We start from the raw sequence: 15,164 nt of genomic DNA, 5'->3' as shown, positions 1-15,164 counted from the left end.
ACTATTATACACCCTTATTAAAGTTTCTGTCAAATAACTTGTTTAATAAAATAATTAATTTATATTTATTTCACCCCGGATTGAGCGTTCCGGGGCTATATTACAGGATTATAGGGGATTATACGTACACTCTTGATATATACTTGCTTGTTGAAAGCTTGAGGAGTGCTCCGTATCCGAGTTTGAATCTTACTGTATCTCCTACCTTGTAGTCGATTTTTGAGTTTGTCATGTCCATTATCATGTGGTCTGAGCTTGCACCAAAGATATATATGTCCGGGTCGAGCGCTGTCATACTTTCTATGTCTGTATCCTGCTTGCCGACTGCCAGTATAGCTCTTTTGGCTATGCCCTTGTCTTCATAGAATGGCTTCTGTCCGAATGCGTCAAGTCCGATTTCTCCTATTGGGAGCGTCGGCTTTTCCTTGAGCTCTATTATCTGAGCCTCAAAGGTTATCGCATCGTCGAAGGTTCCCTCGACTCTTTCTCCATAGGCAGTCTCGTTTCCGAGTATGAAGGCCTCGCCTACCCTAAGGCTGTTTATTCCTTCAGGTAGTCCTTCCTTGTCTATGAGGTATATGGAGCTTGAGTTTCCTCCTGAAATCATGTCGAGCTTTATGTTGAATCTTGATTCGATTTTTCCTGCTATCTCAACAAGCGTTGAAAGATTGTCCTGCTTTGGAATAACGGCTCCGTAGCATGTGAGGTTTACACCTACTCCATGGAGCTTTATGTTCTTCAGCTTGAGGATTTCTTCAACCGTGCTCATTATTATATCTTCGTCCTTGAAGAAGATTCCTTCTCTGAGGTCTCCAAGATCTATCATGAGCACTACCTTGTGAGTCTTGCCCTGCTTTGCGGCTTCCTGATCGAGAAGCTTTATCGTGCTGAGCTCTGAGTTGAGGCTCATGTCGGCAAAGCTGACTACTTTTTCGATCTCACAGTGCTGTGGAAGACGAAGAAGCATTTTTGGGGTCTTGATTTCTTTGTATGATTCCAGATTCTGAATCCTTGCATCTGCAAAAAAGTCTATGCCTACGCTGTCTATTGCCTTTACGATTTCAGGATCTGCACAGAAAGATTTTGTAACGAGTCCGAGTTCACAGTTTCCTCTGTCTGTAAGCTCTCTCATCACACGAACATTGTTTTTTACTTTTTCCAGGTCTATTACCAATCTTGGATACATTTATTGTTCGCTCCTTTTCTTTTCTGGCATTTCTATCCCCAGACTTTTCGCAAGCAGCTTCATAGCAGCTTTTTCGTGCCTCTTTGAAAGCACTCCGAGCGATGCCATTATATAGTCATTCTCTACGAGTATCTGCGCATCGGTATTTGGGAACAGAAGCAATCCGCTGTCATTGTGTCTTGCTATGTGCTTCATTATGTCTACCCTGTTTGGAAGTCTTGTAAGCGCTCCGCCGGTTCCTATGATGTATTTTACCTGTGAAAGGTCTTTTCCTTCTGCAAGGGTGTTTCTTCCTGATGGTCCGTATACATATCTGATCTTTCCTGCGTGTCTTTCAACTGCTTTTATTACAGCCTCGAGAGTAAGCCTCTCTACAAACTTTATCTCATCAGGGTTCTTTGGTATTGCCTTGTACTCTGCCATTACCCTGTCGATGTCTATCTGAAGTTCTTCCCTCAGATTGTCTTTTCCAAGCACCTCTACGATGTTCGGCATGTTGACATATACTCCAAGGTCTCCTTCAACTGTTCTTTTTGCAAGCGGTTCAGGGCTTACCTGGATTCTCTCGATTTCTTCGGATCCCTTTGTCACTGAGTGAAGGTCTGTGGTAGCGCCTCCAACGTCAAGCACGATCAGGTCTCCGATGTATTCATAAAGAAGCTTTGCGCACTCCATTACCGCGCCAGGCGTCGGGATTATAGGGCCGTTTACCATGTCTCTTACATGCTCCATTCCAGGGGCGTGTATTATGTGATCCTCGAATGCATCCTGGATTACTTTTCTTGTCGGCTCTACGTTGAGCTCGTCTATCTTTGGATATACGTTGTCTACAACATAGAGTCTCGTGCTTTTGTGGGCTTCTTCAAATATAAGCTTTATTTCTTCTTTGTTTTCGATGTTTCCTGCGTATATTATCGGAATGTCCAGTCCAAGCTCGCTTATGAGCTCGGCATTGTAGATTGCGGTGTCTCTCTCTCCGTAGTCCACTCCTCCTGCTATAAGGATTATGTTTGGTTTTATTTCCTGTATTTTCTTGAGGTCTGATCTTCTCAGTCTTCCTGCTGTTACCTGATGGATTATTGCTCCGGCTCCAAGGGCTGCTTCTTTGGCTGCTCTGGCTGTCATGTCAAAAACCAGTCCATGTACCGTCATCTTAAGACCGCCGGCAGCACTTGAGGTTGCCAGCATTTCATCATATTCTATCTTGTCTGTACCGAGATTCATTGCCAGGTCGTCAATCGCTCCCTTTAGCCCTATTCTTACGTCTCCATCTAATACAGATGTTGGAGCTTGCCCCTGACCTATGAATTTCGGGTCAGGGGTAGCTATATCATTGAAAGCATTGACAACCGTAGTAGTTGAACCGATTTCGGCAACTAATACGTCAACTTTCATTATTTACCTTCTTTCATTTCTTTTCTCTTCTTAACAAGGAACGTTGCAACGTTAACTCCTTTTGATCCTCTTCCGAATCCTGCGTCAACTCCGTTTTGAACAGCTATTTCAGGAGTTACCTGAGTTCCACCTGCTGCTATCATAACCTTGTCTCTTATTCCTTTTTCTACTGCAAGCTCATGGATTCTCTTCATGTTCTTGTAGTGGATGTCGTCATGAGAGATTATAGTAGAAGCAAGTATTGCGTCAGCGTTAAGCTCTATCGCAGCGTCAACAAGCTTTTCAACTGGTACTGATGTTCCAAGGTAATGAACCTCGATACCGTATTTCTCGATTCCGCCGTGCTTGATGTCGATTACTTCTCTAAGTCCAACTGAATGCTCGTCTTCTCCAACTGTTCCACAAACTATCTTCATCGGCTGAGCTTCGATCTCTGCTCTTATCTCTGCGTCTGAAAGCACTTCTGGCTCTGGTGGGATTACAAGTGTGTTTACATCTATTGTGAATCCTACTCTTCCCTTGATTTCGATTCTTGTTCCTTCAGCTTCCTGCATGATCTCTCTTGAGATTACTTCAGGATCTTCAAGGTTGAGTTTTTTAGCTATTTCAAGTCCAGCGAACTCTGCAACTCTCTTTGAAGCAGGAAGGAACATAGTAAGAAGAACGATTCCGTCTCCCATCCACTCAACTTCCGGCTTTACAAGTGATGAGTTTCTAAGCTCTTTTGTCTCTTCCATTCTCACGTTTACGTTGTCTGTTTCATCAAGCTCGTCGATGTAGATTATCTTGTCCGGGTCTTCGAAAGTACATCCGCCTATAAGTGATGATGGGTTTTCTACTGCTGCTGGATCGTACTGCGCAACGTTGTTGTATCCAAAGTGTGCAGTTACCGGAGCCATGTAGTCTTCGTCTCTCTCGTAAACTGTTCCTGCTCCTACTCCGCCTTCGATCTGTCTTGCGATTCCGTCACCGTTTCTCTCTGGGTAGTTTCCTGAGTCAACGAAGAATCCCTGCTCAACTGCGTGGAAGAATCCGCCAGCTTCTTTGATCTCTTCAAGGAAAAGCACTGCTCTTTCTTTGATCTCTCTTACTGTGTCTCTTAATACTCCGTCTTTCTTGAGCTCGATCATTTCCATAAGGCCATCCATACCAACAAGTGCCTGCTTTGCAGTGTCACATGCTTCGATGTTGTTTATATGCCATGGAACGTTTCTTCCCTCGTCCGGTGTTATAGTTGACTGGATGTCTGCGCTTGTAAGCTTTGATGTAAGAAGGTTGAGAACGTGTGTTACTGTAGCTTCTCTTGTTGATGAATCCATGTATTTTGTATTCATCTGAGCTCTCATTCTGTACTCCTTGAAGATCTCTCTCAGTGCTACTGCATAAGGAAGGTCAAGGTACATGTTCGGTGCTGGAGGAGCTGTTGGAGGAACTGTTGAAAGACAGATGTTTGACTTCTTCATTCCTACTTTTGCAGAGAATATTGAGTTAAGTGCATGCTGAACCATAAGCTCTGGCATTACTTTCCATGCTTCTCTTGCTGTCGCGTTCGCGTTGTGCGCTCCGTCTATCTGCGCTATGTCAGCCCATGTCATTACTTTCTTTGACTCACATGCGTCAACGAATGATCTGATCATGTTGATGTTTCTGTAAAGAACGTTGTACTGAGGATCCTGGTGAGCTCCGTTGATTCCTTCTTCAGCGAACATTACAGCAACCTCTGGTCCTGCAACTCCTGATACATATGAATGGTAGTTGATTGGACGTCCTACTTCTTCTTCTATCATGTCAAGAGCTTTTCTCTGTGCTCTTACCTGTTTTCTTGTTATTGGCACTCCGCCGATTCCCTGAGGAGTTCCCTCGATAAGTCCGTCAAAGTGTGACTGGCCAGCTGTTCTGATAACCATTATGTGGTCAGCTCCATGCCATGCAGCCATTCTCATACGTCTTATATCGTCTTCAAATCTTCCTGATGCTATTTCTGTTGTTATAACAGGCATTGGTTGAGGATCTATATTGTCGAAGTATTTTGCTGATGGAAGTGGCACGCTGTTTTTAAGAGGTTTTGAACAGTCATTGAATACGAATGGTCCAAGCTTTTCGCCCTTGCTTGATTCTCTCCATGTCCAGCCTCTTCTTTTTGGTCTGTATGACTCGAGGTCTTTGAGTATATTCTCTACATTTATTTTCTCATTAGGAACTAATTTCATCTCTGACATTATTTGTTACCTCCTTTGAATAGTGCCGCCGCTTCTGACCAGAGCTTTCCTTCAGCCAGCGCAACTCCTGCTTCTCTTATTCCTATGTTCTGAGCTTTGGCAAGCTTGTAAACTACGTTTCCTGCTCCCTTGCCCATAAGTCCTCTGTCTATTACTCCATCAACTATAGCTTTTGCTTCGATTGATGAGAATCCCATTCTCAGAAGTACTGATCTCTCGATTGATGGACTTGTGTTCTTGTGTCCAAGCTCAAGTAGTGGATCTGCTATTTCTGATGCAAGTGCCCAGAATTTTTCGTATAATTCCTGATCGCTAAGATCTGCAAGATGTGCTCTTCTTTGAGCGAAATCGTCTGCTCTTTTCATTTATATATCTCCTCCTGTTTTAACTGACTATTTCTGTAGTTCGCTTATAGCGTTTTTAACAAATTCTACATCTGATTTTGTTTCTTTTGCAAGGAACTCAATATCTTCGTCCGTTGGAACTTTGCCTGTCATTTCAAGCGCATTCTTTATAAGTGATTTTCTGAGCTTTGCCATGTCGCTGTCTTTTACTCTTATCATCGATGGGTGTGCAGGAAGTACTATGTTCTTTCCTGGAACCTCATCCGATGGATCTCCAAACACTACTTCGATGCCATTTTCTTTTGCGAATGCAAGCTGTGGCTGGATGTGTTTTCCTGCTCCTGTGTACTCTGTCTCCTGAACAAGTATCATCTGATCCTGATCCATTTCCTGAGCAAGTGCGAATGCTGCTGCAAGCGCTGTGTTTCCTGCTGGTCCTTTTTCAAGTCCTTCAAGGCTTGCAAGTGCTTCTGTCATGTAGAATACTGATCCCTGAGTCACTGTAACATATCTGTCCATGTATCTCATTGGTCTTGCTGCTGATCTTGGAACGTCTGATCTGTCTGGCCATGTTGTAAATGGTATTCCAAATCCTGTGTGTCCTGTTGTGAATGACTTTTTGTTGAACTGCTCGTCTGATGCCATGTGAAGTCCTTTAAGGTTTACGCTGGCTGCTACTATCTGAGACTCTGCTCCTGCCTTTATAAGTCCTCTTGCTGTTCCTGTAAGGTTTCCTCCACCTGCGTTTGTACAAACTACTACGTCCGGATCCTTGCCGTATTTCTCTCTGCACTGCATTGCGATTTCGTATCCAAGAGTCTCAACTCCTGCTATTCCGAATGGTGTGTAAAGAGATGCGTTGAAGTATCCTGTTTCTTCAAGAAGAAGAAGGAATTTGTAGAAAAGCTCTGGTCCTACTGAAAGCTGAACTACTTCTGCTCCAAGAGCCTCGCATTTTCTTGCCTTCTCTATTATCTCAGGCTGGCCTACGCCTTTTGAATCATAGCATTCCTGAACAACTATGCATTTAAGTCCCTGCATCGCTGCCTGAGAAGCAACTGCTGCACCGTAGTTTCCGCTTGTTGCTGCTATAACTCCCTTGTAACCAAGCTTTTTAGCGTGGTATACTGCGTTTGCCGCTCTTCTTGCCTTGAATGATCCTGATGGATTTGATGCTTCGTCTTTTATGAATATTCTTGCGCCTTTTCCTTCTGGTGCCAGTTTTCTTGCAAGTGCTGTAAGGTTTCTGAGCTCAAGTATCGGAGTGTTGCCTACTCCTGTTGAGTACTGGATGTCCTGCATTTCAGCAAGTGTGTATCCTGTCTCTTTCATCATTCTCTCATAGTCGAATCCGATAGATCCGCTTTCGAAGATGCTGTAGTCTATTCCTACTGATGCCTTCATTATTTCCGGTTTTCTGGCGATTACTGCGCTATAGCTGTTATCTCTGTTCATTACTTGTCACCTCCAAAAAGCAGGTCTCTTACCTGTTCGCTCATTATGTTAAGCTCTGGTACGAATTTTCCAAAGTCATGCTTGTAGTATGGATTAACTTCAAGAAGAGTTCCTTTTTCTACTCTCTTTGTTCTTGTAGTTATCTCAACTTCGTCACCGATCTGCGCATCACTGTTTAAGTATCCCTTAACCCACATTTCAAGTGGCACTTTTTTTGTATCATCTGGTACCTGTGGAGCTCTCTGCTCAGGTGTCAGAATGTTTCTGTGAATTATTACCCACTCACCTTTTTTAACCATTTCTTTTCCCTCTTTCTTTAACAACATCTTAATAATATTCACCATTTAAATGTTATTTTTTTCTCAAAACCGCTTCATAACAGTAACGCGTTACCATAAGCAACGCGTTACCAGTGTAATGTCTATTATTTTACTACTTTTTTGTCTGGGCAGATAAGCTCTCTCATGTCTCCCATTATAGCTCTTGGCACTGGAAGGTCTATCATTGTGTGTAGTCCTGGGTTTGCGTTTATTGTCTGAGGAATCATGTTTACGCACATAGCGATTGTTCCGATTCCACCTGGAACCTCTGGGCTGTTAACCATGTTCACGTTTGGAGTTCCTTTGATTATTACATAGTCTCCAGTCTGTACTCCAACTTGCTCTGGCTCGATCTGCTGTGGGTGATCCATTTCGATCTTAAGCTCTCCATCAACGTATCCGAATCCTTTCATTGCACAACCTGCAACGTCTCCAGCTTTTGCAAATCCGTATGGTGATTTTCTGTCTACGTCAGTTACGATTGGCTCCATTGACTGAGTAACTGGTGCGCTAAGCTTCCAGCCTATTGCATCTGCAACCATTCCGATTGACTCGTGGAATCCAACGTGTCCAGCTAGAGTTCCGTCCTCTACGCCTTTGTTGAACTCATCTACAGTTATACCAATTCCCTGCTCATGCATAACAGCTGGTCCGAATGGAGAAAGGCTGTTTACTCTTCTTGCAAGTATGCTCTCAACTTCTTCACAGCATCCTGTCATAACTACAACAAGAAGGTCCATGATAAGTCCCGGGTTGATTCCTGTTCCAAGAACAGATACTCCGTTTTCTTTTGCAAGCTTGTCAATCTCAGCTGCAAGCTCTGGGCTTTGTGCTTTTGGGTATGCCATTTCTTCTGCTGAAGAAACAACGTTCATCTTGCACTCAACAACTTTCTTGATTTTTGGGAATGCATCCTTTGTAAATGAATCTGTACAAAGAAGCACAACGTCAGCTGCCTTTTCTTTTAAAAGGTCTTCTTCTGACTGGATAAGTACATCTGGTCTGTCGCCTCTCTCTGTCTTGATGTAATCGAACATGCTTGTTCCGATCTTAGATCCTCTTCCGATTACTCCTACTATGTCTACTCCCTTTTTCTTAAGAAGCATGTCAGCCATTCCGCCACCCATTGCTCCGAGTCCCCAGATTATTACTTTTACATTTTCCATTTTTATTTTCCTCCTTGAATTTCATTCTGATTAATTATCAACACCAATAATATATGCAATACCCGTGCCAAACTTGGCAATTATGCGAAAATATTTTTTAAAAGTATTGATTTTGCCTATTTTCAGAAATTTGAATTTCTTTTGTTAAATTTTTGGTAAAACGTTTTCTCTGTTTTTCGTGAAATTTTCATTAAATTTGCATTTTGTAGCAAATATTTTTGCATCAAAGAGCAAATTATTTTGCATTTGTGCTGTATTTTTAGTATATGTATGCAATATCAGGATTTTTCATTCGCTGTGTTTTCTTGAAGCAAACAATTAATAATATGTATGCAAGCTTGAATTTTCAGTATATTCGATTTATTGACCATTTGTGATTCAATGTCGCTTCCGGTAAAACGTTTTCACGATTTCAGGCGTAAAAAAACCGGAGGCATTGTGCAAATATTTTTGCACTCCACTCTCCGATAATATATTTTTTCTTATATTGCGTCCTGAAATGATTTTTTTGCTGTCGATATCCTGATGAAATATCTGTGATAAATCATTCCTGCTATGCCAGCGATACAAAGCGCCGCAAGGATCCAGAGCCCTCCTTCGAGGTTTCCCATGCCAAGATTGTCGCCAATGAGCGTTGAGAAAAGCATGGACGGGATTCTCATAATGACTGCTATAAATATGAATTTTTTCATGCTGAGCTCTGTCAGCGCAGCATAGTATACGAGAGTGTCCTTTGGGACTCCAGGTATAAGAAAAAGTGCGGCAAGAATTTTTTCAAGCTTTGGAGAATCCTTCAGGAAACGGTATTCATCAAGCTTTTCCCTGCTTATGAACAGGGTTATGAACCTGTATTTGAAGGTCCTTATGAGAAAAAACACGATCATCGATCCTGCGAACATCCCGCCGAGGCTGAAAATCAGCCCTTTCCAGGTTCCGTATATCATCCCGAACAGTATCTGAACAGGCCCTCCCGGAACTACCGATACTATGACCTGCAGTACCTGCACGGCCATAAGGATCATGCTTCCCCACAGTCCATATGATTCTATCCAGCTTTTCAGCTCCATCATCTTCTGCGGACTGGCAGCAAGCTCGTTCATGACAGGATAGAGCTTTGCTGATATCAGTACCGAAAGCATTATGAATGCCACTGCTGCTGAAATCATCATCACTATCTTAAATATTCTCAAATTATTTTCCCCTTCTATATTCATTTCAATTATACCTTATATTTTCGTTTCAATTATTCCTTTACAATTTTTACAGTTTGTTTTATTATATCATAATCATGTGTTTTTATGATAATATATAAATGTATGATTTATCATCCAGACAGGAGGTGCCTTATAATGAAGCTTAAGGAATACAAGATGCTCTTTATGGAGCTCATAAAATATATAAATGAAGGAGTCCATGTCATTGACAGAGATGGCAAGACCATAATATACAATGAGAGAATGGCCGATCTTGAAAAGCTAACCGGCAAGGAGGTAATAAACAAGCCTTTCCAGGACGTTTTCAAGGATGTCGAGGACAGCACGCTTCTCAAGAGCCTTAACAACCGTACCGTCATCAAGGACAAGAATCAGGCATATATCAACAAATACGGCAAGGAGATAACCACTATAAACACCACCATTCCTATAATAGATGAGGACAATGTGGTTGCCGCCCTTGAGATTGCACAAAATATCACCCAGATTAAGGAAATGACGGACACTATCCTGGAGCTGCAGAAGGATATCCACAAGCCTTCAGAGAGCAAGAACATGCGCATAAGGCAGTACAGGTTCCACAATATAACAGGAGGAAGCGCTTCCTTCAAAAAGACTCTGGAGATTGCAAAGAGAGCAAGCAAGACCGATGCGTCTGTATTCATATATGGGGAGACCGGAACCGGAAAAGAGCTGATTGCGCAGAGCATACATTTTGACGGCATAAGAAAGGATAAGCCTTTTATCGCTCAGAACTGTGCTGCAATCCCTGACAGTCTTCTGGAGGGGCTGCTTTTTGGTACTGCAAAGGGAGGATTTACCGGAGCGGTCGACAGAGAAGGGCTATTTGAGCAGGCAAACGGAGGCACGCTTCTGCTTGACGAGATAAACTCCATGCCATACGATACTCAGGCAAAGCTGCTGAGGGTTCTGCAGGAGGGCTATGTACGAAGAGTCGGAGGAACCAGGGACATTCCTGTGGATGTAAGGATAATAGCTTCAAGCAACGAGCCGGCCGAAGTCATAATAAGTAACGGCAAGATCAGAAAAGACCTTTTTTACAGGCTGAATATAATATCCATCAGCATACCACCCCTTCGTGAGAGAAAGGATGACATACTTCCAATGTGCGAGAAATTTATCGAAAAATACAACGATAAATTTGGCAAGGATGTGTGGATACTCTCAGACAAGGCAAAGGAAAAGCTCCTCGCTCACGATTATCCTGGCAATGTGCGGGAGCTCGAGAACCTCATCATGGGCGCTATTTCTCTGCTTGATGATGAGCATGTGATAAACGAGAATTTCATCAACATACATTCTGTTTCTGAATCCAGGCGAAATAATGCAGACTTCAATCAGGACGTCAGGGATGTTGGACTTGTAAATCTCGTGGAATCTGTAGAAAAAAATGTCATACACAGCCTCTATATAGAAAGCGGCAGAAACATTTCAAGAACCGCCGATCTTCTTAAGATAAAGCGTCAGACTCTACAGCACAAGCTGAAGAAATATGATATAAGATAATAAATATTTATGAATCCGTTCATAGAAAAACAGAGCTCTCAGGCTTCACGCTTGATTGCTCTGTTTTTATTTATCTTACGGACTGCTTCCACGTGCTCGGCGCAAAAAGCATTATCATCGGGAATATCTCGAGCCTTCCAAGAAGCATGTCCATGCAGAGCACGAGCTTGCTCATGTCCGAAAACTCAGAGAAGTTACCTACCGGTCCTACCATGTCGAGTCCGGGGCCAATGTTGTTCATGCAAGAAATCACTGCTGTCACGGTCGTTTCAAAGCTGAAGTTATCCAGGCTTATGAAGAGTACGGAGAATGCAAGTATCGCAGTATAAGCTACCATAAATACATTCACGCCTCTTATCGTAGGCTCTGTTATAGTTTTTTTGTTGAGCTTTACGACCTTGACAGAATTTGGATGCATCATCTTTTCTATTTCTATCTTGAGAGATTTAAAGAGTATTATTATTCTTGATATCTTGATCCCTCCGCCCGTAGATCCGGCACAGGCTCCAATGAACATAAGCATCACAAGCGTATATCTGGAAAACTGCGGCCAGAGATCAAAATTTGTAGTTGCAAATCCTGTTGTAGTCATTATCGAAGCGCTCTGGAATGCTGCATGGTGAAATGCATCGAACCATCCACTGTACAGACCTCTGGTATTGATTGCTATAAGCGTTATTGCAGTAAAAAGTATCCCCAGGTATACCTTGAGCTCTTCATTTCTGAGCGCTGCAGAAATCTCACCTGCGAGTATAAGGTAAAAAACGTTGAAATTTATTCCAAAAAGCACCATGAATACGGTAATCACGCTCTGGAGATAGTAGCTGTCATATGCGGCTATGCTTGCATTCTTTATCGCAAATCCGCCTGTGCCGGCTGTTGCGAAGGAGTTGACTACGCTGTCAAAAACCGGCATCCCCCCCGCTATCAGCATCATGATCTGAATGAATGTAAGCACCACATATATTCCATAGAGCAGCTTTGCACTCTTCTGAAGCTTTGGAACGAGCTTGTCCACGACTGGCCCCGGGCTTTCTGCTCTGAGAAGATGCAGGGAATGTCCCTTTCCTTTTGTAAGAGGTATTATGGCAAGCAGAAATACAAGCACTCCCATTCCTCCAAGCCAGTGAGTGAAGCTTCGCCAGTAAAGAAGACTCATGTCAAGAGCCTCTACGTCTGTGAGTATGCTCGATCCCGTAGTAGTAAACCCTGATACCGTCTCAAAGAAGCTGTCTACGAAACTCGGTATCTGTCCGCTTATATAAAAAGGCAGCGCTCCAAAGAAGGACATAAGTATCCACGAAAGCGCTACTGTAACAAATCCTTCCCTTGCATAGAAGTTGAATTTTTCCGGCCTGTGAAATGATATGATTGAGCTGACTATGAAAGATATTATGATTGCTGCAAGAAATCCTGTAAAGGATTCGCTCTCTTTGATCGCCATTGCTATAAGAAGCGCCGGTACCATGAACACTGCTTCTATCTTAAGAATCCAGGCTATCAGGTATGTTATCATTTTAATGTTCATTTTGATTTCCTTTTTTCAATATCAGTCAAGGAATATGTCATTGAGGTGCTGTATCATATGAGATCCCGAAGTGACTATGACTACAAGGTCTCCTTCTTTCATGACATCATTTCCGTTTGGTATTATCATTTTCCCTTTTCTCGAGAAGGACACGAAGAGTATTCCTTTTCTGAGCTTTATCTGGCTGAGAGGCACATTTATGTTTCTGATTGTGCTGTCCACCTGGAATTCAAGTGCTTCTGCCTTGCCGTTTGCGATCCTGTAAAGATTGAGGACTGCATTGTCTGTGTTGTTGTCTATAGATCGTACATATCTCACTATCTCGCTAGCCGTAAGAAGCTTTGGACTAACCATCGAATCCACGCCTTTTTCCTGGAATATCTCACTGTATTCTATTCGGTTTACCTTCGTTATGGTCTTTGGCACCCCGAGGTGATTTGCATACATCGACAGGATTATGTTTTCTTCATCTATGTTTGTAAGCGTTATAAGCGCATCCGTCTTCTGCAGTCCCTCTGAGGAAAGTGTTTCCTTTACCGAGCCATCCCCGTGTATTATGAGAGCCTCAGGAACAAGGTCTGCCAGCAGGAGGCATCTGTTGTAATCCTTCTCTATTATCTTTACCTCTACGTCGCTCTCTATGAGCAGCTCAGAGAGATATACCGCTATATTGCTTCCGCCTATTATTATTACTTCATTTATCTTATAATTTCTTATCTTGAGATTCTTTATCAGCGTTACCAGGTCTATAGTCTGAGCCGCTACGGTTATCTTGTCGTCCTTTTCGAGCACGAAGCTTCCTGTCGGTATGTGTATCTCTCCGTTTCTCTCGACTGCACATACAAGAACTTTTACCTTTGCAGTTGCATAAAGATCGCTTAGCTTCATCCCAAGCATCGGACTTTTATCCTTTACCTTGAGCTCTACAAGCTCAATTCTTCCTCTGACAAATGAGTCTCTCTTTAGAAAATCCGGAAACTGAAGCAGCCTGAACATTTCTCTGGCAGCTCTTCTCTCAGGATTTATGGTCATGGAAAGTCCGAGATCGTTCTTGAGAAACTCCGTATGCTCTGCATATTCAGGATTTCTCACTCTGGCTATGGTATATTTGCATCCAAGCTTTTTGGCTATAATGCAGCACAGCAGATTGGTTTCGTCCGCAGATGTAGCTGCTATAAGAATGTCGCTTTCGGGAACACCTGCCTCTATCTGAACATTAAGACTTACTCCGTTTCCCTCAAGTACCATTACATCCAGAGTCTCCATTGAATTTTGTAAAACCTTTGGATTGCTGTCTATTACAAATACATCGTGTCCTTCTCTTGAAAGCTGTTCTGTAAGAGCATATCCTACTTTTCCGTCTCCAACGATTACTATTCTCATTTCCATTTCCTTTCAAATCATTCTCATGATTTTGATTATACTCTTTAATCCATTACAGCTCAATATTATATCACACAATTATGATTAATTGTAAAGAAAAACACCCCCGTAGAGGTGTTTCTCAAAAAATTAATTTTATTTTGATTTTTTATTTATAAATTGATTTTTTTTAGCTGTATATTGGATACTTGTCTGTAAGCTCCACAACGATTTTTGCAGCTTCTTCTATCTTTCTGTGAGTGAGCACAAGGTCTATTACCTCTGCTATGGTAATCATGTCTTCTTCCTTCATCCCTCTTGTAGTTACTGCAGCAGTACCTATCCTTACTCCACTTGTCTTGAAGAAGTTCTGTGGATCGAACGGGATGGAGTTCTTGTTGACTGTAATGTGAGCCTCGTCAAGGAGAGTCTCTGCTTCTTTTCCAGTCATATCTCTGTTTATTAGATTTATCATTAAAAGGTGGTTGTCCGTTCCGCCTGCTACGAGCTTGAAGCCCCTTGCCATGAGCTCATCTGCAAGTTTTTTACAGTTTTTTACTACCTGAGCCTGGTACTCCTTGAATTCAGGCTGAAGCGCCTCATAAAAACTCACTGCCTTTGCGGCTATTATATGCTCAAGCGGTCCACCCTGTATTCCAGGGAAAATCGCCTTGTCTATCATAGGTCCATACTCAGCCTTGCAGAGAATAGCTCCTCCTCTTGGTCCTCTGAGAGTCTTGTGAGTCGTAGTAGTTACTACGTCTGCATATGGCACTGGGTTCTGATGGAGTCCAGCTGCTACAAGCCCTGCTATGTGAGCCATGTCTACCATGAACAGCGCGCCGATTTCTTTTGCTATCTCACCGATACGCTTGAAATCGATCTCTCTTGAATATGCGCTCGCGCCTGCAACTATCATCTTTGGCTTTTCTGCAAGTGCTATTTCTCTTAGTTTTTCATAATCTATCTGCTCAGTTTCCTTATCCACTCCATATGCTATGAAGTTGAAATATTTTCCTGAGATATTTACTGGTGATCCATGTGTAAGGTGGCCGCCCTGTGAAAGGTCCATTCCAAGCACCTTGTCTCCGTACTCAAGCAGTGCGAAGTAAACTCCCATATTTGCCTGTGAGCCTGAGTGTGGCTGAACGTTTGCATATTCTGCTCCAAAAAGCTCTTTAAGTCTTTCGATGGCAAGATTTTCTACTTCATCTATGTGCACGCAGCCTCCGTAATATCTCTTTCCCGGATATCCTTCTGCATACTTGTTTGTAAAATAGCTTCCCATAGCTTCCATAACCGCTTTTGATACTATGTTTTCCGAAGCGATCAGCTCTATATTTCTCTGCTGCCTGAGAAGCTCTCTTTCGAGTATTTCATTTACTTGCGGGTCCTGTTTAATTAAATTTTCAAAATTCATATACACCCTCCTGTTTAAGATGAAATTG

Annotated in this window: 12 protein-coding genes; 1 reads left to right on the top strand and 11 read right to left on the bottom strand. The window is 42.5% G+C overall.

Going from position 1 to position 15,164, the window contains the following annotated elements:
- Positions 1 to 118 precede the first annotated feature (118 nt).
- From orr to AC4PGZ_RS03425, 8 genes are all read right to left on the bottom strand, one after another.
- Entirely contained in the window at positions 119 to 1,186 is a 1,068-nt protein-coding gene (gene orr / locus AC4PGZ_RS03460) for an ornithine racemase Orr (protein ID WP_492159653.1), read from the bottom strand.
- Complete coding sequence (locus AC4PGZ_RS03455; protein ID WP_492159652.1) at positions 1,187 to 2,581, bottom strand: GlmL-related ornithine degradation protein; 1,395 nt, start codon at positions 2,579 to 2,581, stop codon at positions 1,187 to 1,189.
- The gene (gene oraE / locus AC4PGZ_RS03450; protein ID WP_492160242.1) at positions 2,581 to 4,791 is read right to left on the bottom strand and encodes a D-ornithine 4,5-aminomutase subunit OraE; all 2,211 of its coding nucleotides are present in this window, start codon (positions 4,789 to 4,791) and stop codon (positions 2,581 to 2,583) included. The genes AC4PGZ_RS03455 and oraE overlap by 1 nt, the downstream gene beginning before the upstream one ends.
- Positions 4,792 to 4,799: 8 nt before the next feature.
- The gene (locus AC4PGZ_RS03445; protein WP_492159651.1) at positions 4,800 to 5,165 is read right to left on the bottom strand and encodes an ornithine aminomutase subunit alpha; all 366 of its coding nucleotides are present in this window, start codon (positions 5,163 to 5,165) and stop codon (positions 4,800 to 4,802) included.
- A 27-nt stretch (positions 5,166 to 5,192) separates the two neighbouring features.
- Positions 5,193 to 6,599, bottom strand: a complete 1,407-nt coding sequence (gene ortB, locus AC4PGZ_RS03440) for a 2-amino-4-oxopentanoate thiolase subunit OrtB (protein ID WP_492159650.1) — start codon at positions 6,597 to 6,599, stop codon at positions 5,193 to 5,195.
- Entirely contained in the window at positions 6,599 to 6,898 is a 300-nt protein-coding gene (gene ortA / locus AC4PGZ_RS03435) for a 2-amino-4-oxopentanoate thiolase subunit OrtA (protein WP_492159649.1), read from the bottom strand. Before ortA ends, ortB begins: the two co-directional genes overlap by 1 nt.
- A 125-nt stretch (positions 6,899 to 7,023) precedes the next feature.
- Complete coding sequence (gene ord / locus AC4PGZ_RS03430) at positions 7,024 to 8,085, bottom strand: 2,4-diaminopentanoate dehydrogenase (RefSeq protein ID WP_492159648.1); 1,062 nt, start codon at positions 8,083 to 8,085, stop codon at positions 7,024 to 7,026.
- 482 nt (positions 8,086 to 8,567) lie between these two features.
- Positions 8,568 to 9,275, bottom strand: coding sequence for a TVP38/TMEM64 family protein (locus AC4PGZ_RS03425; RefSeq protein ID WP_492159647.1), 708 nt, complete (start codon positions 9,273 to 9,275; stop codon positions 8,568 to 8,570).
- A gap of 159 nt (positions 9,276 to 9,434) precedes the next feature.
- Between AC4PGZ_RS03425 and AC4PGZ_RS03420 the strand changes: the two genes are divergently transcribed.
- Positions 9,435 to 10,826: a sigma-54 interaction domain-containing protein gene (locus tag AC4PGZ_RS03420; protein ID WP_492159646.1), complete on the top strand. Its 1,392-nt coding sequence runs from the start codon at positions 9,435 to 9,437 to the stop codon at positions 10,824 to 10,826.
- A 70-nt stretch (positions 10,827 to 10,896) separates the two neighbouring features.
- On the opposite strand, the gene AC4PGZ_RS03415 is transcribed toward AC4PGZ_RS03420, so the two are convergent.
- From AC4PGZ_RS03415 to glyA, 3 genes are all read right to left on the bottom strand, one after another.
- Positions 10,897 to 12,354: a TrkH family potassium uptake protein gene (locus tag AC4PGZ_RS03415; RefSeq protein WP_492159645.1), complete on the bottom strand. Its 1,458-nt coding sequence runs from the start codon at positions 12,352 to 12,354 to the stop codon at positions 10,897 to 10,899.
- Between the two features lie 21 nt (positions 12,355 to 12,375).
- Positions 12,376 to 13,737 carry a Trk system potassium transporter TrkA gene (trkA, locus tag AC4PGZ_RS03410; RefSeq protein ID WP_492159644.1) on the bottom strand — a complete coding sequence of 454 codons (1,362 nt, stop codon included), beginning with the start codon at positions 13,735 to 13,737 and terminating at the stop codon, positions 12,376 to 12,378.
- A gap of 169 nt (positions 13,738 to 13,906) precedes the next feature.
- On the bottom strand, positions 13,907 to 15,136 hold the full coding sequence (glyA, locus tag AC4PGZ_RS03405) for a serine hydroxymethyltransferase (RefSeq protein WP_492159643.1): 1,230 nt from the start codon (positions 15,134 to 15,136) through the stop codon (positions 13,907 to 13,909).
- Positions 15,137 to 15,164: the final 28 nt, after the last annotated feature.

This window comes from Proteocatella sp. QWL-06, from assembly GCF_058684135.1.
This window is presented reverse-complemented; position numbering and strand designations above follow the sequence as displayed.

Excerpts from the sequence above, each read along its gene's own strand:
- orr (WP_492159653.1), bottom strand. The coding sequence starts at position 1,186 with ATGTATCCAAGATTGGTAATAGACCTGGAAAAAGTAAAAAACAATGTT.
- trkA (WP_492159644.1), bottom strand. The coding sequence starts at position 13,737 with ATGAGAATAGTAATCGTTGGAGACGGAAAAGTAGGATATGCTCTTACA.
- AC4PGZ_RS03445 (WP_492159651.1), bottom strand. The coding sequence starts at position 5,165 with ATGAAAAGAGCAGACGATTTCGCTCAAAGAAGAGCACATCTTGCAGAT.
- ord (WP_492159648.1), bottom strand. The coding sequence starts at position 8,085 with ATGGAAAATGTAAAAGTAATAATCTGGGGACTCGGAGCAATGGGTGGC.
- AC4PGZ_RS03420 (WP_492159646.1), top strand. The coding sequence starts at position 9,435 with ATGAAGCTTAAGGAATACAAGATGCTCTTTATGGAGCTCATAAAATAT.
- ortB (WP_492159650.1), bottom strand. The coding sequence starts at position 6,599 with ATGAACAGAGATAACAGCTATAGCGCAGTAATCGCCAGAAAACCGGAA.
- glyA (WP_492159643.1), bottom strand. The coding sequence starts at position 15,136 with ATGAATTTTGAAAATTTAATTAAACAGGACCCGCAAGTAAATGAAATA.
- AC4PGZ_RS03415 (WP_492159645.1), bottom strand. The coding sequence starts at position 12,354 with ATGAACATTAAAATGATAACATACCTGATAGCCTGGATTCTTAAGATA.
- AC4PGZ_RS03455 (WP_492159652.1), bottom strand. The coding sequence starts at position 2,581 with ATGAAAGTTGACGTATTAGTTGCCGAAATCGGTTCAACTACTACGGTT.
- ortA (WP_492159649.1), bottom strand. The coding sequence starts at position 6,898 with ATGGTTAAAAAAGGTGAGTGGGTAATAATTCACAGAAACATTCTGACA.
- oraE (WP_492160242.1), bottom strand. The coding sequence starts at position 4,791 with ATGAAATTAGTTCCTAATGAGAAAATAAATGTAGAGAATATACTCAAA.